Here is a 24,479-nt window from a genome sequence, read left to right as displayed (position 1 = left end):
CTTGTCGAGACCCGTTGCGGCCAAGGGATTCGACAAGCTCAACCAACGACCCGACCGTTGATCAGCGATTCCCTGGCGGCAACCCTCGAACGGATCAGGCCGACCGGCGCAGTGGTCGGCGTCCGGTGTTCCTGCGCGGGCGAGTGCCCTGCCGCGACAGGCTGACCACACCGGCACCCGACGAAACCGGGCCGGCAGTCACCCGGGGGCGTGCATGGGCTTGGCCCGCAGCCCGTGCCGTCGCACCCTTGCCCTTCGCCTTGGCCGGCTTGGGCGTGCTCTCGCCCTTGCGCGCGGCTGCGCTCGGCGCGTCCGTCAGCGCCACCAGCGGGGCCGGCTCACCGGCCAGCGCGCGCACGGTGCGGTCGCCGGCGCTCACCGGCTGGGGGCGCGCGTTGATCTTGGCGGCCCGGGCCAGCGCCTGAAAGTCGCGGTGCTGCTCGGGCAACACCAGGGTGATCACGTCGCCCTCGTTGCCCGCGCGGGCGGTGCGTCCCGAGCGGTGCAGGTACGCCTTGTGCTCGGCCGGCGGGTCGACGTGCACCACGAGATCGACGTCGTCGACGTGAATGCCGCGGGCGGCGATGTCGGTGGCCACCATCACCTGAATGCTTCCGTCGGAGAAGGCCTGCAGCCCCCGTTCGCGCGCGTTCTGCGACAGGTTGCCGTGCAGTTCGACGGCCGGAATGCCCGCGGCGGTCAGTTCGCGGGCCAGCTTGCGGGCCTGGTGCTTGGTGCGCATGAACAGCAGGCGACGGCCGTTGCCGCCCGCGAGCTCGCGCACGACCTGGCGCTTCTGCCCCGCGTCGCCGACCAGGAAAACGTGGTGGGTGAGGGCGGCCACCGGCGAGTTCTCCGCGTCCACGCTGTGCTGCAGCGGACGATGCAGAAAACGCTTGACGAGCGTGTCGACGCCGCGGTCGAGGGTGGCCGAGAACAGCAGCCGCTGGCCGCCGGTCGGCGTCGCACCCAAAAGCCTGGTGACGGCCGGCAGAAACCCGAGGTCGGCCATGTGGTCGGCCTCGTCGAGCACGGTGATCGCGACCGCGTCGAGTCGCACGTGACCCTGACCGATCAGGTCCTCCAGGCGTCCGGGCGTAGCCACCACGATGTCGGCGCCACTGCGCAGGTCGGCCACCTGCTTGGCCTGCCCGACGCCGCCGAAGATGGTCATCGTGCGCAGTCCGGCGGCCGCAGCCAGCGGCTGGAGCGTGGCCAGAATCTGATTGGCCAGCTCGCGGGTCGGGGCCAGAATCAGGGCTCGGGGCCGTGCTCCGCGGGTGCGGGCGGCGATGCTCTCGCCGGACGGCACGAGTCGGGCGAGTCGAGCCACAACGGGCAGGGCGAAGGCGATCGTCTTGCCCGACCCGGTGCGGCCGCGGCCGAGCACGTCGCGACCGGCGAGGGTGTCGGGCAGGGTGGCGGTCTGAATCGGGAAGGGTCGGTCGATGCCGCCGGCCCGCAGGGCTGCGACGAGTTCGGCGGGAACGCCGAGCGAGGCGAAGGTCGCCTCAGAAACGGTTGAAGACACGGTGCTGCTTTCAAAGAATCGGGTTCACCACTGGCCAGGTTCGCTCGCGATCATCGGCTGGTGCCGGCGCGCTGCGGACGGTGGTGCGATGCCGGGCGGCGCGGTGCACGCCCTTGATCCATTCTCGCACGAGGTCCGGGGTGTTGAAGAATCGCCGTGCTGGGGGGAGGCTGCTAGAGTGATTAGTCGCACCATTTGGTGTGACGAATGTCTCGAAAGCAGTCTCATCAGCAGCACCCGCGCCTCATCGCCGCCCCAGCAGTTGGCGGCCGTTAGAGCGTGCGCGGCCACAGCCTGCTCCCCCCATGGATTCCTCTCCGGCGCCGTCGAAGAGGGTAGGTAGGGTCGCCCCGAGCGTCCCAAGAAACACGAAGGAATAACGACATGGCCACTGGCACTGTCAAATGGTTCAACTCCGAGAAGGGCTTCGGCTTCATCGCTCCCGACGACGGCTCGGCCGACGTCTTCGCGCACTTCACGGCTATCGTCGGCACCGGCCGCCGCGACCTCTTCGAGGGTCAGCAGGTCGAGTTCGAGACCCAGCGTGGGCAGAAGGGCCTCCAGGCCACCAACATCCGCGCTCTCTGAGCCAACACGACGCTCTGCTCGCAGAGCTGAGAAGAATCGCCCCGGTCCGTCTGGACCGGGGCGATTCGTCGCTTCTGACACGTGACCGGAATCCCGGGGACGGTTCTCGTTGTGGCTCACCGTGTAGCGACACTTCGGGCATCCCGCGTGGACGACAGCACCTTGGCAGAGCGCAGCCTTCTGCCAAGGCGATGTGGGCCAGAACTGGAACCGTCCCGTTCTGGCCCAGACCCCTGCGAGTCAGAGCAGCGCGGTGGCCTCGTCCTGAATCGTCTGGGCGGTCGCCTCGGGCGTGGCCTTGTTGCGGAACAGTTCGTCCAACCGGGTGCCGTACACCTCGTTGAGAATCTTCTGGCTGTTCTCGGTGTACAGGTCGCCGATCTTGGCCTGCGGCAGCGCCGCCAGCGCCTCTTTGAAGCCCGTCGGCATACCCTCGAGCATGGCGGTCGACTCGCGGGCCGCGTTGGCGATCGGAATCCAGTCGTGGTCGGCCGCCATCTGGTCCTGGAACGTGGTGGCCCGCCAGATTGCGAACGTCTGGGCCGCGGTGAGCGCCGCCGACTGCTTGGGAATCACCCAGCCACCCAGCCAGTACGGCATCACGCTCGCGTTCTGGTAGAGCGGCAACGGGGCCATGCCCCAGCCGCCCTTCATCTGTTGGTAGCCGGTGATGTTCCAGGTGCCGCCCGGCATCATCGACACGATGCCGCCCGCGAACCCGCCGGTTGTTGGCGTCGCGTTCGTCGGGGCGGGGCGCGATGTGCTTGCCCCACATCAGGTCTTGGACGAACCGGAACACCTCGACCACCTTCGGGTCGGTCATGGTGAACGCGGTGGGCTCGAGGACCTGCAGCCGCGGCTGGTTCTGGCACCGGTCAACCGCAACTACACCTTTCCCGGCGGCGTCGGCGACCCGTCGGCCGTGGCCTGCGGCGAGCACCTGTATGTGTTCTACGGCGAGTACGGCTACCCCGGCGAATACGCTCCCGGCACCTGGAACGGCGAGGTCGAGGCGGCGGGCCAGTGCATCAGCGTGGCCCGCATCGCGCTGGCCGACCTCGATTCGCCCACCGGTGCGGCCCGGCGCTGGGACGGGCGCGCGTTCGCAGCCCCGCACGACGGCGTCGGGGCACCGATCGCCACCCTCCAGATACCGGCCCAGGACGGCGGCGGGCCGGTCTCGGCGGGCGACCGGTCGTTTCACTGGGGTCCGTCGGTGAGCTGGAACGCTCACCTGCAGGGCTGGGTGATGACGTTCGGGGGCGTCGATTCGGAGTTCTGGGCCGGCGATTCGGTCTGGCTGAGCCTCAACCCGCACCGCGACCTGGGCGCCGGCGCGAACAGCCAAGACTGGAGCCCACCCCAACTCCTGCTGCGCAAGCCCGGCCACACCCTGTGGTACCCGTCGCTGCAGCCGTTGGACGGCCCAGACGGCGTCGCCGAGCGGCACACGTCGGTGAAACTCGGACGACGGGCGCGGCTCTGGGTGAAGGACCTCGGCCCCAGCGTGCACCGCTACCTGTCGGAGCACATCGTCGAGTTCCACCGGTAAAGGGCGCTGGTCGAGACCTCGCCGGTCCAGCTTGTCGAGACCTCGCACAGGCTGCGGTGTCGCGAGAGATCCCGGCGTCCGCCCCGATGACGATCGTCCGTCGGTCGAGCTCGTCGAGACCCGCCGGCCGCCGCCGTGGTCGGGCCTGTCGAGACCTCACCGACTGCGATATCGGAGATCCCGGCGTCCGCCGGGATGACGACGGTCCGTTGATCCTCGACCGGCGACAGCCACGATCAAGAGTGAAGCGGAGCGGGGGCGCCCCAGTCAGGGCGTGGTCGGGCGTTTGCGCACTGCGAGGCGCTAGCCGAGCAGTTCCGCAAGGACGGGACAGGGGCGCCCCCGCTCCGCGGCAACACACGCAACCACAGGGGTCTCGACGTAGAGGATGTAAGTGCCTCCCGGCAAGGGGGCGTGTGACCCTGGTCTCGACTGGCGTACCCCCGGAAGGGGTCTGCCTTGGGTTTGATCCGTCCACGACCCTCTTGCCGTGGGGTGACCTGCGAGAGCGCCGGTCGAAGGCCTTGCATGACTTCATATGAGCCTGGTCAGCCTCATCAACGTCTTGTCTGCTCGGCCTCCGACCGGCGTGCCCACCATCAGGAAGGCATTCCACCATCATGACAACAACCACCACTGGCCGCGACACCTCGGTCGTCGCGGGAGTCGACACACACAAGGACACCCACCACGTTGCCGTGCTCGCCGTCGGCACCGGTGCCCGGCTCGGGGACCTGAAGGTTCCCGCGACCCCGGCAGGCTACGACCAACTCCTCAGTTTCGTCGCGTCGTTCGGCGCGATCAGGTTGATCGGTATCGAGGGCACAAGCTCCTACGGTGCCGGCCTTGCCCGGTCCCTGGCTACGGCAGGGGTGTCGATTCGTGAGGTGATCCGCCCCAAACGCGCTCAACGGCGGCGCGGGAAGTCGGACCCGATCGACGCCTACGCTGCCGCGGCGCAGGCCCTAGCCGAACCCGAGACCCTGCCGGTCGCGAAAACCAACGACGGGCCGGTCGAGCAGATCCGGGTACTCATGGCGGTCCGCCGCTCCGCGATGAAGGCCCGCGTCGCCGCGCACCGACAAATCACCTGCCTGCTGATCACCGCACCAGAGGCCCTCAAAGCCCGCTTCACCGACCTGACCGGCAACCGCCTGATCGACACCCTCGCCACCACCCGGCCCGGACCCGCAACCACCAGCGTGTCCGCCGCGACCGGGCAAGCGTTACGCCGCCTCGCCCGCCGCCACCAGAACCTCACCGCCGAGATCGACGAGATCGACACCGAACTACACACCCTGACCATCCAGGCCGCACCCACGATGCTCGCCACCAAGGGCTACGGCGTGATCACCACCGCGACCCTGCTGATCAGCGCGGGCGACAACCCCGACCGGCTACGCACCGAAGCATCCTTCGCCGCGCTCTGCGGTGCCGCACCGATCCCCGCCAGCTCCGGCAAAACCACCCGGCACCGCCTCAACCGAGGCGGTGACCGGCAGGGCAACTGGGCCCTGCACCAGATCGCGCTCGTCCGCCTGTCCACCGACACACGCACGAAAACCTACGCCGCCAAACTCCGGGCCGCCGGCAAAAGCAAGAAAGACGTCCTGCGCTGCCTGAAACGAGCGATCGCCCGCGAGGCCTGGCACCTCCTCGTCCACCCAACCCCGGCACCCCGCACCGACGACCTCAGAACCCTGCGCCACCAACGAGAACTCACCCTCACCCAAGTCGCCCAGCACCTCAGCACCGCACCCACCCGAATCAGCGAACTCGAACGCGGCACCCGTCCCGACATCCTCCTCAGCAACGCCTACCGCGAATACCTCACCGCCGCTTGACACCAATAGGAGCATCAAGCTCGACCAACGACAAGCTCGACCAGCTCGACCAGCGGCTACAGCTCGACCAGTACCTTGCCCGGCGTGCCGTCACCCGACGCCAACGCGGCGAACGTCGCCGGCGCTTCGGCCAGGCTCACCGTGCGGCTGATCAGCACCTCGGCCAACTCAGGGGTGGAGGCGAGCCGTTCCAATGCCACTTCGAAGTCGACGCTCGAATAGGCGAAGCTGCCCACCAGCGAGCGCTCGGCCGCGGTGATGTCGAACGCGGCCAGGTCGAGCCGAGGCGTCGCCACCGATCAGGCACACCGACGCGCCCAACTCGGTAGCGGCAAGGCAGTCGGCCACCGAGCCCGAACTGCCCACCGCGTCGAACGCCGCCACCGCCGGACGGCCCGCCACTGCCAGCACCTGCTCGGCGACCGGTGCGTCGCCAGGGTTCAGAGCCGTCACGCCCAGCGCGGTCAGCAACTCGCGCCTCTCCGCGGCCGGCTCACTCACCAGCACCTGTCGCACGCCGACCTGCCGCAGCACCACCGCCACCGACTGACCGATCGGCCCGCCACCGGCCACCAGCACCGGGCCGTCGGGCGGGTTCAGCCGGCCCACCGCATGGGTCGCGACGGCCAGCGGTTCGACCAGTGCGCCGTGGGTGGTGGGCATGCCGTCGGGCAGCGGCACCACATTGCGCGCCGGCACCGCCACCAACTGCGCGAACGCCGCGACCACATCGGGTTTGACCCCGATCACGTACTAGCCCGGGTGCTGCTGCTCACGACCCCGCCAGGCCTGTGCATCGTCGGTCGGCACCACCACCGGATTCACCGTCACCACTTGTCCGGGCGCGAAACCAGAAATGCCGTCGCCCACCGCCGCCACCACACCGGCGGTCTCGTGCCCCATCACCATGCCGGGCACGCGGCGTCCGTTCGCCCCGGTGTACCCGTGCAGGTCGGTGCCGCAGATGCCGGTGTGGGCGATCGCCACCAGCACCTCGCCGGACGCTGCCACCGGGTCGGGGTACTCCACCACGTCGAGGCGGCCGAACTCGGCCAGCACCAGCGCCTTCATCGTGGCCCGACGACCCGCTGGCGCTGCGTGCCCAAGCCGTCGACGCCCAGTTCGATCACGTCGCCCGGCTGCAAGAACTGCGGCGGCTGCATGCCCATGCCCACGCCCGGCGGCGTGCCGGTATTGATCAGGTCACCCGGCTCGAGCACCAGAAACTGGCTCAGGTAGTGCACCAGAAACAGCGGGTCGAAGATCATGAACTCGGTCGAGCCGCGCTGGCGCCGTTCACCGTTCACGTCGAGCCACAGGCGCAGCCGGCCCACGTCGTCGATCTCGTCGGGCGTCACCAGCCAGGGGCCGCACGGGTTGAACGTTTCGGCCGACTTGCCCTTGCTCCACTGCCCGCCACGCTCGGTCTGAAAGGCCCGTTCGCTGACGTCGTTGACCACCACGTAGCCGGCGATCGCCCCGGCGGCGTCGGCAATCGAATCAAGGTACGAGGTGCGCGAGCCGATCACTATGCCGAGCTCGACCTCCCAGTCGGTCTTGGTCGAGCCGCGGGGAATGCGGACGTCGTCGTTGGGCCCGATCAGCGTGTTGGGCGACTTGGTGAACAGAATCGGCTCGGCGGGCACCCGCTGCCCGGTCTCAACGGCATGGTCGCTGTAGTTGAGCCCGATGCACAGAATCTGGTGCGGACGGGCGATCGGCGCCCCGATGCGTTGACCCCCCAGCGGTTCGACCTCGCCGGACGCCACCCGCGACGCCACCACGTCGGCCAACCTCGCCAACCCGCCCCACCCGAAAAAGGCCTCGTCGTAATCGGCAACCTCGTCGGAAACGTCCACGTAGGCGTCGGCGTCGACCAGCACCGCCGGACGTTCGTTGCCGGGTTCACCCAGCCGGATCAGCTTCATCGCAGCCCCTTCGCTCACCTGAACGCTAATGTCGCCGCGCCCCTTTCGCCAATGGATCGAGTTAGTCGCAGAGCGAAGGGCCGAAGGGTAGGACGACGGACGGTCCCCCGACCGGTCGCGCAGACCGGTCCGCCCGTCGTCCCCCTTGTCAGGCCACCGGCACGGCGGCCGCGACGTGCCGCGCGGCCAGGTAGCCGAACACGGCGGCCGGGCCCAGCGTCGAGCCGGGCCCCGGGTAGGTGCGCCCCATCACCGACGCCGAGTTGTTGCCGGCCGCGTACAGGCCCTCGATCACCGAACCGTCGGCGCGCAGCACGCGCGCGTCGGCGTCAGTGACCACCCCGCCCTTGGTGCCCAGATCACCGGGCACCCCGCGCCACGGTGTCAGCCAGGCGGTTGCCTTCGACGCCGATCTCGGGCTCAGGCGGCCGGGCTGGCCGACCCCGGCTGGTCGATGGCCGACATTCTGCTGTTCATCCACATGGTGCACGGCGTGGTGGTGGGCCAACCCGACCGCGCGGACGCCCCTGCAGCGGTGGACCGTGCGTTGACCCTGATCGACCCGCGTCTGGCGAGCTGACGCTGCGCTCACACCGTCATCGCGGACTTTGATCCGGGATCTCCGCCACCTTCCGGGGCCCGGAGCCTCGGACCTCGGGGCTCACCGTCATCCCGGACGTGATCCGGGATCTCACCACCGGCGCACCGCACCAGAGATCGCCGGGACGACGAGTCCCCCGCCGATCTCACGCAACGACCTACGGCTCCAGCAGACCCCTGATGTCGTCGGCGGTCAGCGGGGCGGCGAGGTCGCCGGCTTCGCCGACCACCTTGTCGAACAGGTCGCGCTTGCGGGCCTGCAGGGCGACCACCTTCTCTTCGATCGTGTCGGCGCTGACCAGGCGGTACACCATGACGTGCTTGTCTTGCCCGATGCGGTGGGTGCGGTCGATGGCCTGCAGTTCGGCCGCCGGATTCCACCACGGGTCGAGAATGAACACGTAGTCGGCCTCGGTCAGGGTGAGGCCGAACCCGCCGGCCTTGAGGCTGATCAGAAACACCGGGTCGTTGCCGTCGCGGAACTGCTCGATGCGCGCCGCCCGGTCACGGGTGCGTCCGTCGAGATAGACGGTGCCGAGGCCCTCGGCGGTCAACCGCTCGCGCACCATGCCCAGGTAGGTGGTGAACTGGCTGAACACCAACGCCCGGTGGCCCTCGGCGGCCAGCTCGGTGACCAGGTCGATCAACGTGTCGATCTTGGCTGAGGTCGCCGCCTGGTCGGGCAGCACCAGCGCCGGCGAGAGGGCCAACTGCCGCAGCGTGGTGAGAGAGGCCAGAATCGTGATGCGGTTGCGGCGCAGGTCGTCGACCAGACCGAGCACCTTCTTGCGCTCAGCGGCCAGCTGCTTGTCGTAGAGCTTGCGGTGCGCCGGCGACAGCTCGATCGACAGCACCTGCTCCTGCTTCGGGGGCAGCTCGGCGGCCACGGTCTCTTTGGTGCGCCGCAGCATCAGCGGCCGCACCCGCCGGTGCAGCCGGCCCAACGCCTCGGGGTCTGACCCGTTCTCGATCGGACGCCGGTAGCGCTCGGTGAACGCCGCCGGGTCGGCGAACAGCCCGGGCGAGACGATCGACAGCAGCGCCCACAGGTCCATCAGGTTGTTCTCCAGCGGCGTGCCGGTGATCGCGAACTTGGTGCGCGCCCGCAGCTTGCGCACCGACTGGTGCCCGCGGGCCTGCCGGTTCTTCACGAACTGCGCCTCGTCGAGCAGCACCACCGACCACGGCTGGTCGACGTACTCGTCCTCGTCGAGCCGCACCAGCGTGTACGAGGTGACCACGATGTCGGCGCCCGCGGCCAGTGCGGCCAGCGGCTCGTTCCGTTTCTTCGACGTTTGCGTGACCAGCCGCACCACAAGCCCCGGCGCGAACCGCGCGGCCTGCTCGGCCCAGGTGCTCAGCACCGAGGTCGGGGCCACCACCAGTAGCGGACGGTCGAGCTCGCCCGCCTCTTTCAGCGCGCACGCCAACGCCAGCGCCTGGACGGTCTTGCCCAGGCCCATGTCGTCGGCGAGGATGCCGCCCAGCCGGGCGGCGTGCAGAAAGTGCAGCCACCGGAAGCCGAGATCCTGGTAAGGGCGCAGGGTTGCCGTCAGCCCCTTCGGCACCGGCGGTTGCGGCAGCTCGTCCAGATCGAGCAGGGCGGACGCCGCGCGGGTCCACGCCGCCGACTGCTCGGCGACCACCCCCAGCGAGACCAGCTCCTCCCACAGTCCGGCGTGCTCGGTGCGCAGCCGCACCTGCCCGTCGCCCGCGTCGCCGCCCAACTCGCGCGCCTCGGCGATCAGCAAGCGCAGCTGCTCCAACTCGGGGAGCTCCAGGCTGAACCAGGTGCCGGACGGCAGAATCAGGTGCGTCTGACCGGTGGCCAGCGCATAGAACAGCTCGCGGTACTCGACCGGTTCGCCCTCGATGCTCACCCGCACGCCCAGGTTGAACCAGTCGGCACCCTCGGGCGGGTCGGTGACGCTGAGGGTCACCTCGGGGGCCTCGGTGGCCAACCGGTAGTCGGCGGGGCGTCCGGTCACCTCGACCAGCACGCCGAGTGCGCGCAACCGTTCGAGCCACAGTTCGGCCAACTGCGCGGTGGCCGGGCCGATCAGCCTCGCCGTCTCGACCGGACGCCGCACCTCACCGACGGTGAGGCTGGGCCAGGGCCCGCTCGGCAGCGCGCCGAACAGCCCCGCCTCGAGCTCGAGGTCGCGAAACGGCTCGGGTTCGTGGCCGGGGTCGAGCCCGACGTCCAATGCCCCCTCGCCCACCCGGTACCGGACCGCCCAGCGCAGCTCGCTGACGTGGTCGGGCAGAAACGCCACCCGCAGCAGCAGCCGGGGCGGCTCGGGCTCGGGCAGCGCGACGTCGGCGTCGGCCACAACGGCGGTCAGCCGGCGCAGCGGCGGATAGAACTGGGCCGCGAACGCGGGCACCTCGGCGTCGGGAATCTGCAGCCGGGCGTGCTGCAGCAGCAACGCCTTCTGGCCCGAGTTCAGCGGCTCGACGAACGGCACCAGCAGCAACTCCTCGGCCGCCTCGATCACGAAGCCGTGCGGCGGGTCGCCGAGCAAATCCGACAGGGGTACCGCCCGTTCGAGCTCGGACGATTGGGCGAACGTGCGCAGTTCCAGGCCGGTGGCGGTGCGGCTCAGCCGGCTGGCCAGGTGGGCCGGCTCATCGGCGATCCGGACGGCCTCCAGGCCGGGCCCCGGCACCAGCTCGACCCCGGCCGCGATCGCCTGACGCAGCCAGTACCAGACCCCGGAGCCCAGCTCGGCGAGCCACAGCTCGTCCGCCCGCCCCCGGTTGTAGTAGAAGCTCGCCCCGGTGCGCTGGTCGCGGGTGCGGGCCAGCCCGGCCATCGCCGTGCGGTGCTCTTCGCGGTAGTTGCCCTGCCAGGGGTAGCCGACCTGGTCCCAGGTGATGCCCGACTTCACCCAGCGTCCGGATCGTCCCCAGACCAGGGGACGCAAGTGCACCCGGCCGTTCGGCCGGCTGACCTGAATGCCGAGCGGTTCGCCCTTGCCCATCCGGCCGGCGCCGGCCGTCACCTCGGTGAGCGCGCGTTGCCAGGCCGGAGTCAGCGCGCGCAGGTTCACCGTGCGCATGTGCCACAGCAGGGCCACCGCATGCTTGCAGGAGTGCCGCACCGGGCACGAACAGGTGCTGCTCAACGAGTTGGTCGCGGCGTCGTGGCGCAGCACGGTGGCGTAGGCGTGGAAAGACGACCCGCGCACCTGCGCCTGCACCAGCGAACCGCCGGTGCCCGAGCCGACCGCGATGTGGCCGACCCGGCCCTGCTCTGCGTAGGCCCGGCCGCGGGCGATCGTGTCGCGGGTGAACATCTGGGCGATGCGTGGCTCGCTAAGGTCGCTCACCCAGGCCGGGTACTTGAGGTTGGGCATCGCGCAACACCGTACCCCGGCGCGACAATGGTGCGGTGCTGCTCCCACCCATGATCGCCCAGGGCGTGCGCGACGGAACGGTGACGCTCGCCTTTCGCCGCTGGCGTCGACCCGACGTGAAGCCCGGCGCGCAGTTCCGCACGTCCGCCGGGGTGATCAGGGTCGAGACGATCGACGTCGTCGACCTTGAGCTGATCTCGGACGACGAGGCGGCGCGCGCCGGTCATCGCGACGCGACATCGGTGCGCAAGCGGCTCTCGGGTGAGATCGGCTGGCCGGTCTACCGCATCGGCTTGTCGTGGGTCGGCGAAGACCCGCGCATCGCCTTGAGAAGCGACGATGCACTCAGCGACGCCGACGTCGCGGCGCTGGATGCCAGGCTCGAGCGGTTCGACCGGGCCAGCAGTTTCGGCCCCTGGACGATGGCCACCCTGGCCTTGATCGGGCAGCGTCCACAGGTGCGGGCACCCGACCTGGCGGCGTCCGTGGGCCGCGAGACCGCACCGTTCAAGATCGACGTGCGCAAGCTGAAGAACCTCGGGCTGACGATCAGCCACCCGGTGGGCTACGAACTCAGTCCGCGCGGGTTGGCCTACCTGGCCCGCACGACGCGCACCGCCGCGGGTTGACGAGCGCTGGGCGAGCGTGTCGAGACCCGCTCAGGACGGGTCTCGACGAGCTCGACCGGCAGAGATTCCGGCGTCCGCCGGAATGACGACCAAGCACTGCGCAGCCCGACACGCCTTCTCGTCATCCCGGCGAACGCCGGGATCCCTCAACCGCACCCGACAGGGGGCGTCCCATCAGCGGGTCAGCCCTGCCGGCGGCGGCCCCGTCCGATCAGTGCGGCGACCATCACCACCGCGCCCACGGACACGAACACCAGACCGGCCCACAACAGGCCCAGGTTCGCGTCGGCACCGGTTTGCGGCAGGTCGTCGTCGTCGTTCGAATCGTCGGTCGGTGACGGTGACGGTGTGGGCGCCGCCTGCCGTTGCGACACCACCTGAACCGTCGTGCCCGGCCCCGTGCCGCCGTCCTTGTCGGTGGCGGTGAACGAGGCGTCGAACGTGCCTTCGGTGGTGTAGGTGTGCGTCACGGGTGGGTCGGCCGGGCCGGTCACGGTTTCGACCGGCGAGCCGTCGCCCCAGTCGACGGTGTAGGTGAACATCGCCGCCATGTCGGCCGACGACGGGTCGTCGGCACCGACCTTGATGGTGAACGGACGTCCGACGGTGGCGGTCAAATCACCGGTGAGCACCGAGTCGGGAGCGGTGTTGGTGACGGTGAGCGCCGTTGCCAACGCTGAGCCCACGTCCGGACTGGTGCTCCGGAGTTGAATCTGGTGGGTGCTGGGTCCGTCATCGATGCCGAGCGCCTCGAGTTGCGCCCAGGTCAGGGTCGGGTTCAGGCCGGTGGCGTCGCTGTAGTCCCCGTCGCCGTTGAGGTCCCAACCGAAGGTGGCGCCCGGCGAGCCGGTCGCCTGCAGGGTCAGGGACTCACCCTCGGCGACCTGGTAGGGCGTTCCGACGATCGCGAACTCGACGAACACCCGATGCGTGAGGCTGCCGCTACTCGAGTGGTACCCGCCGGCCGGGTCGCTGTAGGTCGCGGTGACGGTGTGGTCGCCGTAGGACAGGTCCGAGGTGGTGAACGTCGCCTGCCCCGAGCCGTCGACGCCGACCTCGCCGCCGACGGGCACTCCGTCGACCGCGAACACGACGCTGCCTGCGCTCACCGGGGCCCCCGCCGAGGAGACGGTGGCGGTGAACATCGCCTCGGTGCCCAGCGACGACCTGTCCGGACCGGTCAGCACCGTGGTGGTGGGCCGACCCTGGACGACCTGGCTGACGCTGCCACTGCTGCCGGCGATGTCGTCCGTGCCCGAGTAGGTCGCGGTCATGGTGAACGTGCCCGGTTCGAGGCCGCCGGCCTGGGTGAGCACGGCGGTGCCGTCGGCCGCGACAGCGATGGGCAGGCCCACCGGCGTGCCGCCCACGCTGAACTGCACCGTGCCCGACGTCACAGGCGCACCGCCCGCGGTGACCGTGGCCGTGAAGCTGACGGTGGCGCCGAACGCGGCCGGGTTGAGGCTCGACGTCACGGTCGTGCTGGACGCCCGCTGGCCTACCACCTGGCTGAGATTGGCCGAACTGACGCCGAGTGCCGGTGTACCCAGGTAGCGGGCGGCCACCGTGTGGGTGCCCCCACCGATGCTCGCGGTCGCGAATGTTGCCACGCCGGCGACTGACACCGTGACGGTACCGACATCGGTGCCGTCGACGCTGAACGTGACGTTGCCGCTGGTCACCGGAGCGCCGGCAGCGGTGACGGTGGCCGTGAAGGTCACGGGGTCGCCGAACGCCGACGGGTTGAGGCTGCTGGTCAGGGTGGTCAGCGAGGCGGCGAGGTCGACCACCTGATCGAGGTCATCCGAACTGGCCCCGTGAGTGGCGGTGGCTGCGAAACTCGCCCTGATCGCATGCGTTCCGGCGACCAGCCCCGAGGTGGTGAACGTCGCCGTGCCGTCCGCGGCCAGGGCGATGGGCGCGCCCAGGTTGCTGCCACCGTCCGAGAACTGAACGGTGCCGCTGGCCACCGGGCTGCCCCCACCGGTGACCGTGGCGGTGAAGGTGACGCTCTGGCCGACCGTGGACGGGTTGGGGCTCGAGGTGAGCACGGTCGCGGTGGCGACGCGGTTGACCACCTGATCGACCGAGTCGGAGCTCTCCTGCAGGGTGGACGTACCGGAGTAGTCGGCGGTGATGGTGTGGCTGCCGGCGGTCAGCGCCGACGTGGTCAGGGTGGCGACCCCACTGGCGTTGACCGATACCGGTGCGCCCAGGTCGGTGGGGCCGTCCGAGAACTGCACGGTGCCGGCGCTCACCGGGTTGCCGCCGCTGGCCACCGTGGCGGTGAACGTGACGCTCTGGCCGACCGTGGACGGGTTGGGGCTCGCGGTCAGCGCCGTCGTGGTCGGCACCGCAGAGGTGATGGTCAGGCACCAGCCCCCGCTGATGCTGCCGCTGTCGCCGGTGGCGTCGTCCCTGACCCACAGGCTCCACGTGCCGTTGGGCGACTGGCCGTTGAAGGTCGCCAACTGCGTCGCGCCGCTGGAGGCGGGGGCCGGCGCCGGCATGGTGTCGGCGTTCTGATCGTCGGTGCTGGTGGGCATGAAGGTGCCGCTGGTCAGCGGGTTGGGCAACGAGCCCGCCGCGGCGTCGTCGAAGTCGAGGGTGACGTTGCTGACCGGGGTCTGACCGCCGGAATCGCTCATCAAGAACAGGTTGCGGCTCGAATCGGGGCCCGACAGCAACACGTCCAAGTCGATCGGGGCCTGATGCGTGAGACCCTTCACCTGCGCCGTGACCTTGGTGATCTGCCCGGTGAGCCCGGTGACGAAGATGTTCGACGGGTACGGCGACGCGGGGCCCACGTTGGGCACGGTGATCACGCCGGTGTTGCAGAACGTGGTGTCGGTGACGGTGGTGGCGTTGTCGACCCGTTGGGTGATGGTGCCGTTGCTGGTCAGCAATCCGCTGGCACCGCTGTAGGTGGCGCGAATCAGGTGGCTGCCTTCGGCCAGGGCCGACGTGGTGAGGCCGGCGGTGCCGGAGCCGTTCAACGCCACCGGGGCACCCACGTTGGTGCCGTCGCTGCTGAACTGCACGGTGCCGGCGGTGACGGGCGTCGCACCCGCCCGCACCGAGGCGGTGAAGGTGACCGGGTCGCCCGTGGTCGAGGTCGCGTCCGACGAGGTCACGGTGGTGGTGGTCGCAACCGCTGTGACCTCGGTGGTGATGGTCAGGCTCCAGCCGCCCGCCATGCTGCCCACCTCGCCGCTGGTGTCGTCGACGATGAACAGCCTCCATTCACCGTTGGGGTTGATGCCGGCGAAAGCCCCCGCCAAGGTGGTCTGGCTGGACGGGGTGGGCGCCGGGGCCGGAAAACTGTCGACCGCGGCTCCCGGGTTGTTGTTCGTGGGAGGAAACGTGCCGCTGGGCACATTGACGATCTCGGGAACACCCGAGGCGGCCGAATCCGAGAAGGTCAGGTTGATGTTGTTGGCGAGTCTCAGGCTGTTCGGGTCGCCGAGGTCGGACAGCACGACCAGGTTGGCGCCGGTGGGCGACACCACCATCGCGTCCACGTCATTGAGCGCGCCATGGGTCAGACCGTTGAACGTGACCGTGACGTTCGTGACGACCCCGGTCATACCGCTCACGGGGATGATCGACGGGTACGGGCTGGCCTGGCCCATCTGGTTGGGCGATCCGGTGGCTGGAATGGCGATCGAGGTGGTGTTGCTGAATGTGGTGGGGCCGTCGGCGAAGGCCTTGACCGGGTGGCCGAGCACCCAGCCGAGCGCCAGCAAGAATGCGGTCAGCACCGTCAGGTATCGACGTGCCCGACCGCCCGTCGCGAATCGTTGAGCCTGCGCCACGGCGTTCCCCGCTCTGCGGACCCCTTCGCCCGCCACCGGGTTGGCGTGTCGAAATGTCGTGCTCCGCTGCGTGCCGCACATTATCAGCGATGAAATGCGCATAACATGGCTTGGCGCAAGCTGAGATCAACACTCGACCAAGAGTCGAGAAACTCCTTGTGAGCGTCGGTTTGCGCGTCGACTGGATTCTCTGCTCGGAGAATTCTCGATCTATTGCGCAACCGTGAACAAGCAAGCCCTCCCCCTCATTGTGAATGTAGTTTCGTTAATCATCGTTTCACTAGGCGCTCTTGCCTGCCGCGCGGAATTTCAGCCGCCTTGACCACCGGCGTGATCAGCTCGCGACTGCCGTCCAACGCGGCCGCCAGCGCACCGTTATGACCATCGCTGCGGATCTTCGGCCGACCCTCATCCGCGCCTTTCGTCATTCGGTGAATGCCGGAATCTCGACGGTTCGGAGTCCTCTTCGAGAGCGTCGTCCCCAGCCGGTGCGAAGATCGTCAGGTGAGCGACCTCCGTTGGAACCGGCTGGAAGCTGCGCGAGCGAACCTGATAGCGGCCTTCGCCGCGGAGGGCGTCGATCGGGTCGAGTATGTCGCCTCGCCGCCGGATGCGTGGGTGTGGGTGTGGCTGGGCACCGGGACGGATCTGCAGCGGGACGCACTGTCGGTTGTCGTCGACCTGCGCGCGCAGGTCGGTCGGTTGTTGGCCGACGCGTCGGTCGAGGGCATCGAGGTGGCGGGGGTCAGGGTGCAGTCGGCCGAGACCGTGAACCGCGACTACGGCGGCAGCTGGTTCAACGCGGTGCGCTGATCCGTCCGGTGCACTGGGGGTCGGCTACTTGCCGACCCACGATCCGACGTCACTGGGGTACAGGGGCACCTGCTCGTCCTGGTCGTTGAGCGGGCGCCACACCACCGGGACGCGCGCGCCGTCGTCCTCGATCAAGGTCGCCCCGGTCGCCGGCGGCGGGGGATCCAGACGGCCGGAGTACAGGAACACGATCTCGTGGCCGAGCACTCAGTCGATGCGAAAGATGTTCTCCACGACCGTGAGCAGGGCGAGGTCGTGGACGTCCGCGCCCAGTTCCTCCCTGACCTCGCGACGAATCGTGTCCACATGTCGCTCGCCGAGTTCGACCGAACCACCGATCAGGCGATGGAAGCCGTCGGGATTCTCTCTGGTGGGTGCGTGGACGCTGACCGCATGTGCCGTGCGCACGTCCTTGGGGGCGATGATCATGGCCTTCACGCGGATGCTCGAACGGTCGACGCTCACAGGTGCCACCTACGGGAGTCGCTGCATGAAGCGGCGGCCACGCCGAATCGATCGCAGGATCTGAGGGTGTCGTACCCCCTCACCGCGAGCGGTGTCGACACGCTCGACCACCACACCATGGGTCTCGACAAGCTCGACCCGCGGTCATCGGCGAACTCAGGCGTCCACCTCGTGCAGCAGGGCCTTGAGCGCGCGCACCTCGTTCAGCAGCCGATCGCGCGATTCGCCCCCGGCCTGCGCTTCGGGGCGCATCATGGCCGAGGTGACCGCCGTGATGACGATGCCGAAGGTCATGCGGGCCCGCTCGGCGTCACCCGTGCGCTCGTTGATCAGCACGAAGAACGGACGCAGCCGTTGCAGCGTCTGGTGCCAAAAGTCCATCGCCAGTTCGGGGCGCGCCTTCAACATCGCCTTGATGCGCGGAAAGTCGCTCGGCAGGCTCACGTTGCGCGACACCAGCTCGCACGAGTCGGCGATCAGGCCGCCGGACGCGCTGAGGTAGCGTGCGCGCTCGTCGTGCGGAATCTCGTCGGCGGCCGGCAGGTCGAAGGCCGCCGCGATCTTGGTCGGGTAGTAGTTGAAGAACGTGCGCGGCGAAACGTTCACCTCGTCGCAGATCTCTTCGACCGTCACCTCATCGGCCCCGCGCTCAATGACCAGCCGCAGCGCCACCGCATGCAGCGCCTCGCGGGTGGCCCGCTTCTTGCGCTCACGCAGCGACGTGCACGGCTGCTCGGTCATGACACCGATCATCCCAACATTCCCTCCGCGGCGCTGGGTGTGTGGCCTTCTCTCGCTCCGTCGGCACGCTCTTGCAGGGCCGAGCGGGTGCGCAGCGGCGGCACCCGGAAGAACCACGTGATCACGAACGCCAGCAGCATCACGCCGAGCCCGACCCAGTAGATGCTCACCACCGAGGCGTTGAAGCCGGTCAAGAACGGCTTGGTCAGCCGCGGGTCGGCGCCGGTGAGAAATGACGTGTCGCTCGAGCTGGTGTCGGTCTTGACGTCGGCGGTGTCGCCGTTCTTGATCGTCTTGACCATCTCGGGCACCAGCGAGTCGATGATCGCCCGGCGCTGCACGGGGTCGCTGTAGTCGACCGCGAGCGTGCCGTCGACCACACTGAAGTGCTTTTCGTCGGCCACCTTCTGCAACGCCTTCTTCACCGCGGCAGGGGTGAGCTCTTTCACCTTGTCTTTGATGACCTTCTCGATCGTCGACAGCTGCCGCGCGCCTGCGCCGAGCTTCTTCGTGCCCGATGCCGCCGCCTTCGTTCCGGTGGTCAACGCGCCGCCCTTGTCGGCCGCAGTGGTGGCGCCGTCGGCGAGCTTCTGCAGGCCGTCGCCCAGCTTGTTCAGGCCGGACGCCAGGCCCTTGGTTCCGCTCGCCACGCCCGCCAACCCGGTGGCCAGGCCCGGCTTGTCACCGCTGCCGTTGAGGTAGCCGCTGGTGGTGTACACGCTGGTGCCCAGCGCCTTCATGGCCCCCGACACCTTGCCCTGATCGGCTTCGAGCTTGTCGCAGGCGGTCTGATCGCCGTCGGAGCACTTCTTCTGATCGTCGCCCATGGTGGCCATCGCCGCGCTGAGCGCGTTGAAGTCGTCGGTGGCCTGCTTGGCGTTCGTGGCCGCGACGTTCTCGGCATTGCTCAGCTTGGCCACGCCGGTGGCCAGCTTGCCCGCGCCCGAGGCCGCCGACCTGGTTCCGGTGGCGAGCGCCTGCGCGCCTTCGCCGATCTTGCCCACGCCGCCGACGAACGCGCCGGTGCCGTCGCTCAGCTTGCCCAGCCCCAGGCTGACCGCCGAGACGCCGTCTGCCAGTTTCCCCGCGCCCTTGGCTGCGTTGGCGTGCACGGCATCCGAAACCTTCTCGCGCACCGCCGCCTCGACCTGGTCGTGCACCTCTTTGGTGGCGTCGGCGAGATTGTCGTCGACCTGCGACTTGATCTTGTCGGTGATCGGCCCCCACATCTGGGTCATGATCGCCTGGTTCTCGGGGGCGTTGGCCACGGCCGGATCCAGTGCGGCGTCGAGGGCCTCGGTGAGCACCTGCTCGTCGGCCAGCGAGTTGGTGACGTTGACTGGAAGAATGCTGAACAGCAGCGACAGCATGATCGCCGTGCCCATGGTGCCGCCGATCTGGCGAAAGAACGTGGCCGAGCTGGTGGCCACGCCGATGTCGCGGGCCTCGGCCGACGCCTGCGCGGCCATGGTCAGGGTCTGCATCAACTGGCCCAGCCCCAGGCCGATCACGAACATGGCGATCATCAAGAACCACAGCGGCTTGTCGACGCTGATGAAGGTCAGAATCCCGAAGCCCACGGCGGTGGTGCCGGTGCCGGTGATCGGAAAGATCGCGTACTTGCCGGTGCGGGCGATCAGCTGGCCCGAGCCGATCGAGGCAAGCATCAGGCCGGCCATCATGGGCAGCGTGGCGAAGCCCGACTGGGTGGGGGTCAGGCCGGTGACGATCTGCAGGTAGAGCGGAATGGTCAGCATCGCCCCGAACATGCCGAAGCCCACCAGCACGCTCAGCACGGTGGTGAACGAGAAGCCGGACGACTTGAACAGCCGCAGCGGAATGATCGCGTCGGAGCCCATCGCCCGTTCGACCAGAATGAACGCCAGCAGGCCCACCGCACCGATCACGAAGCACGCGATGGACGGCGCCGAGCTCCAGCCCCACTCGCGGCCCTGCTCGGCGACCAGCAGCAGCGGGGCCAGGGTGCCGACCACCAGGGTGGCGCCCCACCAGTCGATGCGGGGGTGTCCGCTGTGGTGGTGCGGCAGGTGCATGAAGCTGATCACCATCAGCAGGGCGATGGCTCCGACCGGCACGTTGACCAAGAAGACCCAGCGCCAGCCGTCCACCCACAAGATGGTGTCGGCACCGGCGAACAGGCCGCCGACCAGGGGGCCGATCACCGACGCGATGCCGAAGGTGGCCAAGAAGAAGCCCTGGTACTTGGCCCGCTCGCGCGGGGCCAGCATGTCGCCGATGATGGCCAGCGGCAGCGACATCAGGCCGCCGGCACCCAGGCCCTGAAAGGCACGGAACGCCGCGAGGCCGAGCATCGAGGTGGCGAAGCTCGACAGCAACGAGCCGAGCACGAAGATGCTGATGCTCACGATGAACAGCGGGCGGCGTCCGAACTGGTCTGACAGCTTGCCGTACAGCGGTGTGGTGACGGTGGCGGCGATCAGGTAGGCGGTGGTCACCCACGCCTGCTGGTCGAGGCCGTTGAGGTCGTCGCCGATGGTCCTGATCGCGGTGCCCACGATGGTCTGGTCGAGGGCGCTCAAGAACATGCCGGCCATCAGCGCATACATCACCAGCATGATCTGGCGGTGGCTCATGATCGGGTTCGACCCGTCGTCGATCTCGACCGGGCGTTCAACGGTGGCAGCGGCCACGGAATCCTCCTGCTACATGCGAAACGCTGCCAATCTTGCGGCAGCGCATGATTACGGTAACGCAATATTGCAGGAATGCAACCATTGGCGATCGAACTCGCCCAGACCAGAAACGGCCCGCGTGGCAGGGAATCAGTTCGCGACTACGGCTGTTGCGGTGAACATGACGACGATGAAGGCAGTGACGTACGACCGGTTCGGCGACAACTCGGTGTTGGCGGTGAGCGAGCAACCCGTACCCCCGGTCGGGCCGGGTGAGGTGCTGGTGCGGGTGAAGGCGGCCGGAGTCAATCCGGTGGACTGGAAGGTCATGTCGGGCGGACTGGCTTCGCTGATGGTGGCGCAGTTCCCGGTGGTTCCCGGGTGGGACGTGGCCGGCGTGGTCGAGTCGGTCGGCATCGACACCGTCGACTACGCCGTGGGTGACGAGGTGATCGCCTACGCCCGCAAAGACTGGGTGCACGGCGGCACATTCGCCGAGTTCGTCACCGTGCCGCCGCGCTGCCTCGCCCGCAAGCCCGAGCGGCTGAGCTGGGCCGAGGCCGCCGGGCTGCCGCTGGCCGGGCTGACCGCGTATCAGGTGCTGCACCGGTTGGGGCTCGCCTCGGGCAAGACCGTGCTGATTCACGGCGGCGCGGGCGGCGTCGGGTCGTTCGGCGTGCAGATCGCAGTGGCCGAAGGCGCGCGGGTGATCGCCACCGCCTCGGAGCGCAATCACGACTACCTGCGCTCGCTGGGCGCCGAGCCGGTCGCCTACGGCGACGGGCTGACCGAGCGGGTGCGCGCGCTGGCGCCTGACGGCGTCGACATCGTGGCCGACTTCGTCGGCGGCGTGGTGCCGGCGACCATGGCCGTGCTGGCCGAGGGCGGCGTGCACGCGTCGATCACCGACCCCGAGGTGCTGGGTGCCGGAGGGCAGTGGATGTGGGTGCACCCCAACCCCGACGACCTCGCGGCGCTGGCCGAGCTGGTCGAGTCGGGAGCGGTGAACGTCGAGGTGGCACAGACCTTTGCCCTCGACCAGGTCGCGGACGCCTTCGCGCAAAGCCGTGAGGGCCACACCCGCGGCAAGCTGGTGATCGAGGTCAGCTGAGGCGCGACATCGACGTCCGGGCTCGACCGTCGGGTGCGGTTGGGAGATCCCGGCGTCCGCCGGGATGACGGGAGCAGACTCGTCGTGCGGGGTTGTCCGTCGGGTGCGGTTGGGAGATCCCGGCGTCCGCCGGGATGACAGGGCACGATTCGTCATCCAGGGCTTGACCCGGGATCTCACCACCTGCCGACAGCAACTTCGAAGCGGTGTGGGGGGCACCCCGTCCCGGTAGGTGGGCGTATCGTCGCTCCGCTCCTCAGCTTGCCCGCCTTCGGCGTGCTGCGTATAAGGCGGGCTCGTCGGCTCGACCAATGAATCGACGGCAGAGACGAAAGCGGCCGGCGAGCTCCGCGGGGGCAGGACGGGGTGCCCCCACACCGCGGCAACCGGGTCTCGACAAGCTCGACCAGCGGGGCTCAACGGCGTTCGAATGCGTCCACGAAGCCCTCGACGGTGAGCGGACGATCCGGCCAGCCCAGGTGCGCTGCCAGCCGGAACAACTGCGGCGGCTCCACCGCCGCCCGGGCCAGCGCCTCGGCATCACCGAACACGACCACGGGCGGCCCGTCGGCCAGCACTTCGCCCTTGGCCATCACCACCACCCGGTCGAAGTGTTCGGCGGCGAAGTCCATGTCGTGGGTGATCGCGATCACGGTGCGTCCGGCGCTCGCCAGGGCCTCGACCACGCCCGCCACCATCGCCACTCCCCCGGCGTCCTGACCCGTGGTGGGCTCGTCGAGCACCACGATCGGGGTCTGCATGGCCAGCACGCCGGCCAGCGCCACCCGCTTGCGCTCGCTGAGCGACAGGTGCAGCGGGTGCGTGTCGGCCTCTGCTGCCAACCCCACCGTCGCGAGCGACGCCATCGCCCGCGACCGCGCTTCGTCGGCCGAACAGCCCAGGTTCCGCGGCCCGAACTCGACGTCGGCGATCACGGTCGAGGCGAAGATCTGCTCGTCGGGGTTCTGAAACACGTACCCGACGGACGCCGCCAGTTCGGCGATGGCCCGGCCGGTCGTCGCGGCGTCCGCCACGTACACCGAGCCCGAGGTGGGCTGAAAGATGCCGTTCAGATGGCGCACCAGCGTGGTCTTGCCGGCACCGTTCTGGCCGACGATCGCGAGCCGCTGCCCTGTGGGCACCTCGAACGACACACCGCGCAGCGCCTCGACGCCGCTGGGGTAGCTGAACCGGACGTTCTCGAACCGCACCGCACTCATCGCGCACCTCCCGCACCGGTACCGAAGACCGCCGCCGCCTGGTCGAAAGAGACCGGCAGCGGCACCTCGGCCCCGATCAGGCCGCGCTCGCGGGCCAGCCGGGCGGCCCTGGTGTAACGGGTGGCACCGATGCCCCAGCCGCTGAGCCGCTCGTCGGCGAGCACCTCGGTGGGCGTGCCCGCCAACGCGATGGTGCGGTCGGCCAGCACCAACAGCCGGTCGGCGTGGGCCTGCAGTAGTTCGAGCTTGTGCTCGAAGATCACCACGGTCACGCCGGCCTCTTCGAGCGTGTCGAGCACGCTGAACACCAGCCGGGTACCGGCGGGGTCGAGCTGCGAGGTGGGTTCGTCCATGACGAGCACGGGGGTGCGCAGCACCAGCATGCTCGCGATCGCGACCAACTGCATCTGCCCGCCCGACAACGCGTAAGGCGAGCGGTCGAGCAGGTCGGTGATGCGCAGCAGGGCCGCGACCTCGTCGACCCCGGCGGCCATCTCGGCGCGCGGGGTGCCCAGGTTCTCAAGCCCGAACGCGATCTCGCCGCGCACCGTGTAGCGGGCGCCCGAGATCTGGTTGAACGGGTTCTGAATCACCAGCCCGACCTTCGACACCGCCTCGACCAGGCTCAACTCGGCAAGGTTGCGCCCGTCCACCGTGGCCGAGCCGGTCAACTCGCCGCCCTCGACCTGCGGAATGAAGCCGGCGATCACCTTGGCCAGTGTGGTCTTGCCGGCCCCCGACGCCCCCACCACCCCGGTGATCGAACCCGGCGGCACTTCGAGGCTGACGTGCTGCAACGCCGGGGCCGGCGCGTCCGGATACGTGTAACCGACGTCGTCCAACCTGATCACAGCAACCCCCAACCCACCTGCAGCACGACCGCCAGTAGTGCCACCGCCGGCATCACCCAGCGGGCCACCTTCTGCGCCCTGCTGTCGCGCACGGGCGTCAGCGTCGTGCGTTTGGCGGTGGAGCCGAAGCCGCGGGCCTCCATGGCCGTGGAGCGCTCTTCGACGTCGGTGAACATGCCCAGCACCAGCGGGGCGAGCAGCGGCATCAGCACCCCCAACCGACGCACCGGGTTGCGCGGCACCGCGAGTCCGCGGGCCTGCTGGGCGAGCAGAATGCTGTCGGCCCGGGCCCGAAACGACGGAATCAGTTGCAACGTCGAGCTGATGATGTAAGCGAACCTGGGCGACATGCCCGCCTCGGTGAGCGCCGACATCAGGTCGCCGGGGTGCGTGGTGAGCACGAGCAGCACCGACGAGAGCACCAGCACCACGATGCGGGCACCGATGGTGGCCGCGAACATCAGCCCCTCGGTGGTCAGGGCCAGCGGACCCCACCGCCACAGCACGGTCTGCCCGCCCGGAAACGTCAACCCCTGAACCAGCACCAGCACCACCAGCAGCGGCAGCAGAATCTGCCCGCCGATGCGCGCCAGCGCCCCACCGCAGCCGCTGATCACCGCCGCCGGCACGATCACCAGCAGCAGTACCGCCCCCGACGCCCACCACTGCGGAATCGCGAACACCACCACGATCACGCACAGCAGCGCGACCAGCTTGGTCACCGGGTTCAGCCGGTGCACCGCCGACGGGCGCTCGACGTACAACGTGGACGACACGC

23 protein-coding genes and 1 pseudogene are annotated in these 24,479 nt (G+C 69.2%); 7 read left to right on the top strand and 17 right to left on the bottom strand.

From position 1 onward, the window contains the following. Positions 1-94: 94 nt before the first annotated feature. Complete coding sequence (locus tag MPLG2_RS01405) at positions 95-1,531, bottom strand: DEAD/DEAH box helicase (RefSeq protein ID WP_105184603.1); 1,437 nt, start codon at positions 1,529-1,531, stop codon at positions 95-97. Between the two features lie 384 nt (positions 1,532-1,915). Here MPLG2_RS01405 and MPLG2_RS01400 point away from each other — a divergent pair, with 384 nt between their 5' ends. Continuing rightward, positions 1,916-2,119: a cold-shock protein gene (locus tag MPLG2_RS01400; protein WP_105184602.1), complete on the top strand. Its 204-nt coding sequence runs from the start codon at positions 1,916-1,918 to the stop codon at positions 2,117-2,119. Between the two features lie 240 nt (positions 2,120-2,359). Here MPLG2_RS01400 and MPLG2_RS01395 read toward each other — a convergent pair. Continuing rightward, positions 2,360-2,851: pseudogene (locus MPLG2_RS01395) on the bottom strand (extracellular solute-binding protein); the annotation flags it as partial. 49 nt (positions 2,852-2,900) lie between these two features. Between MPLG2_RS01395 and MPLG2_RS01390 the strand changes: the two are divergent. Beyond that, the gene (locus MPLG2_RS01390) at positions 2,901-3,671 is read left to right on the top strand and encodes a hypothetical protein (RefSeq protein ID WP_158680776.1); all 771 of its coding nucleotides are present in this window, start codon (positions 2,901-2,903) and stop codon (positions 3,669-3,671) included. A gap of 620 nt (positions 3,672-4,291) precedes the next feature. Next, on the top strand, positions 4,292-5,515 hold the full coding sequence (locus MPLG2_RS01385; protein WP_105184599.1) for an IS110 family RNA-guided transposase: 1,224 nt from the start codon (positions 4,292-4,294) through the stop codon (positions 5,513-5,515). 56 nt (positions 5,516-5,571) lie between these two features. On the opposite strand, the gene MPLG2_RS18200 is transcribed toward MPLG2_RS01385, so the two are convergent. From MPLG2_RS18200 to MPLG2_RS19200, 5 genes are all read right to left on the bottom strand, one after another. Beyond that, positions 5,572-5,709 (bottom strand): hypothetical protein, encoded by a 138-nt coding sequence (locus tag MPLG2_RS18200; protein ID WP_158680775.1) that lies wholly within the window; start codon positions 5,707-5,709, stop codon positions 5,572-5,574. Further along, complete coding sequence (locus tag MPLG2_RS01380; RefSeq protein WP_158680774.1) at positions 5,684-6,265, bottom strand: zinc-binding dehydrogenase; 582 nt, start codon at positions 6,263-6,265, stop codon at positions 5,684-5,686. Before MPLG2_RS01380 ends, MPLG2_RS18200 begins: the two co-directional genes overlap by 26 nt. A 3-nt stretch (positions 6,266-6,268) precedes the next feature. Continuing rightward, entirely contained in the window at positions 6,269-6,586 is a 318-nt protein-coding gene (locus tag MPLG2_RS01375; RefSeq protein WP_105184597.1) for an alcohol dehydrogenase catalytic domain-containing protein, read from the bottom strand. Further along, a complete protein-coding gene (locus MPLG2_RS01370; protein ID WP_105184596.1) occupies positions 6,583-7,443 on the bottom strand; it encodes a fumarylacetoacetate hydrolase family protein in 861 nt (286 codons plus the stop codon). The genes MPLG2_RS01375 and MPLG2_RS01370 overlap by 4 nt, the downstream gene beginning before the upstream one ends. 148 nt (positions 7,444-7,591) lie before the next feature. Then, complete coding sequence (locus tag MPLG2_RS19200; RefSeq protein ID WP_231935744.1) at positions 7,592-7,813, bottom strand: FAD-binding protein; 222 nt, start codon at positions 7,811-7,813, stop codon at positions 7,592-7,594. Positions 7,814-7,897: 84 nt separating this feature from the next. On the opposite strand from MPLG2_RS19200, the gene MPLG2_RS19595 reads away from it, so the two are divergent. Next, positions 7,898-8,023 carry a hypothetical protein gene (locus tag MPLG2_RS19595; RefSeq protein WP_269459161.1) on the top strand — a complete coding sequence of 42 codons (126 nt, stop codon included), beginning with the start codon at positions 7,898-7,900 and terminating at the stop codon, positions 8,021-8,023. A gap of 178 nt (positions 8,024-8,201) precedes the next feature. On the opposite strand, the gene MPLG2_RS01360 is transcribed toward MPLG2_RS19595, so the two are convergent. After that, positions 8,202-11,402, bottom strand: coding sequence for a DEAD/DEAH box helicase (locus MPLG2_RS01360; protein ID WP_197710034.1), 3,201 nt, complete (start codon positions 11,400-11,402; stop codon positions 8,202-8,204). 35 nt (positions 11,403-11,437) lie between these two features. Here MPLG2_RS01360 and MPLG2_RS01355 point away from each other — a divergent pair, with 35 nt between their 5' ends. Continuing rightward, complete coding sequence (locus tag MPLG2_RS01355) at positions 11,438-12,031, top strand: hypothetical protein (RefSeq protein WP_105184595.1); 594 nt, start codon at positions 11,438-11,440, stop codon at positions 12,029-12,031. Between the two features lie 182 nt (positions 12,032-12,213). Here MPLG2_RS01355 and MPLG2_RS01350 read toward each other — a convergent pair whose 3' ends face one another. Further along, positions 12,214-15,792, bottom strand: coding sequence for a beta strand repeat-containing protein (locus MPLG2_RS01350; protein WP_158680773.1), 3,579 nt, complete (start codon positions 15,790-15,792; stop codon positions 12,214-12,216). A gap of 323 nt (positions 15,793-16,115) precedes the next feature. After that, positions 16,116-16,274 carry a hypothetical protein gene (locus MPLG2_RS18195; protein WP_158680772.1) on the bottom strand — a complete coding sequence of 53 codons (159 nt, stop codon included), beginning with the start codon at positions 16,272-16,274 and terminating at the stop codon, positions 16,116-16,118. Positions 16,275-16,350: 76 nt separating this feature from the next. Here MPLG2_RS18195 and MPLG2_RS01345 point away from each other — a divergent pair, with 76 nt between their 5' ends. Then, positions 16,351-16,659 (top strand): hypothetical protein, encoded by a 309-nt coding sequence (locus MPLG2_RS01345; protein ID WP_105184593.1) that lies wholly within the window; start codon positions 16,351-16,353, stop codon positions 16,657-16,659. 24 nt (positions 16,660-16,683) lie between these two features. Here MPLG2_RS01345 and MPLG2_RS01340 read toward each other — a convergent pair whose 3' ends face one another. From MPLG2_RS01340 to MPLG2_RS01325, 4 genes are all read right to left on the bottom strand, one after another. After that, a complete protein-coding gene (locus tag MPLG2_RS01340; RefSeq protein ID WP_105184592.1) occupies positions 16,684-16,866 on the bottom strand; it encodes an NUDIX hydrolase in 183 nt (60 codons plus the stop codon). Next, positions 16,867-17,124 carry an NUDIX domain-containing protein gene (locus MPLG2_RS01335; protein ID WP_105184591.1) on the bottom strand — a complete coding sequence of 86 codons (258 nt, stop codon included), beginning with the start codon at positions 17,122-17,124 and terminating at the stop codon, positions 16,867-16,869. Positions 17,125-17,280: 156 nt separating this feature from the next. Next, on the bottom strand, positions 17,281-17,865 hold the full coding sequence (locus MPLG2_RS01330) for a TetR/AcrR family transcriptional regulator (protein WP_105184590.1): 585 nt from the start codon (positions 17,863-17,865) through the stop codon (positions 17,281-17,283). Between the two features lie 8 nt (positions 17,866-17,873). Next, a complete protein-coding gene (locus MPLG2_RS01325; protein WP_231935743.1) occupies positions 17,874-20,537 on the bottom strand; it encodes an MDR family MFS transporter in 2,664 nt (887 codons plus the stop codon). A gap of 172 nt (positions 20,538-20,709) precedes the next feature. Here MPLG2_RS01325 and MPLG2_RS01320 point away from each other — a divergent pair, with 172 nt between their 5' ends. Further along, positions 20,710-21,630, top strand: coding sequence for an NADP-dependent oxidoreductase (locus MPLG2_RS01320; protein WP_173909586.1), 921 nt, complete (start codon positions 20,710-20,712; stop codon positions 21,628-21,630). Positions 21,631-22,046: 416 nt separating this feature from the next. Here MPLG2_RS01320 and MPLG2_RS01315 read toward each other — a convergent pair whose 3' ends face one another. The 3 genes from MPLG2_RS01315 to MPLG2_RS01305 are packed head-to-tail and all read right to left on the bottom strand — an operon-like array spanning position 22,047 to position 24,477. After that, on the bottom strand, positions 22,047-22,850 hold the full coding sequence (locus MPLG2_RS01315; RefSeq protein ID WP_105184589.1) for an energy-coupling factor ABC transporter ATP-binding protein: 804 nt from the start codon (positions 22,848-22,850) through the stop codon (positions 22,047-22,049). Beyond that, positions 22,847-23,701 (bottom strand): energy-coupling factor ABC transporter ATP-binding protein, encoded by an 855-nt coding sequence (locus MPLG2_RS01310; protein ID WP_105184588.1) that lies wholly within the window; start codon positions 23,699-23,701, stop codon positions 22,847-22,849. The genes MPLG2_RS01315 and MPLG2_RS01310 overlap by 4 nt, the downstream gene beginning before the upstream one ends. Then, positions 23,698-24,477, bottom strand: coding sequence for an energy-coupling factor transporter transmembrane component T family protein (locus MPLG2_RS01305; protein WP_105184587.1), 780 nt, complete (start codon positions 24,475-24,477; stop codon positions 23,698-23,700). The genes MPLG2_RS01310 and MPLG2_RS01305 overlap by 4 nt, the downstream gene beginning before the upstream one ends. Positions 24,478-24,479 lie beyond the last annotated feature (2 nt).

Source organism: Micropruina glycogenica (assembly GCF_900289045.1).
Lineage (GTDB): Bacteria > Actinomycetota > Actinomycetes > Propionibacteriales > Propionibacteriaceae > Micropruina > Micropruina glycogenica.
The sequence above is the reverse complement of the archived record's forward strand: the minus strand, read 5'-3'. Positions and strand labels throughout refer to the sequence as shown.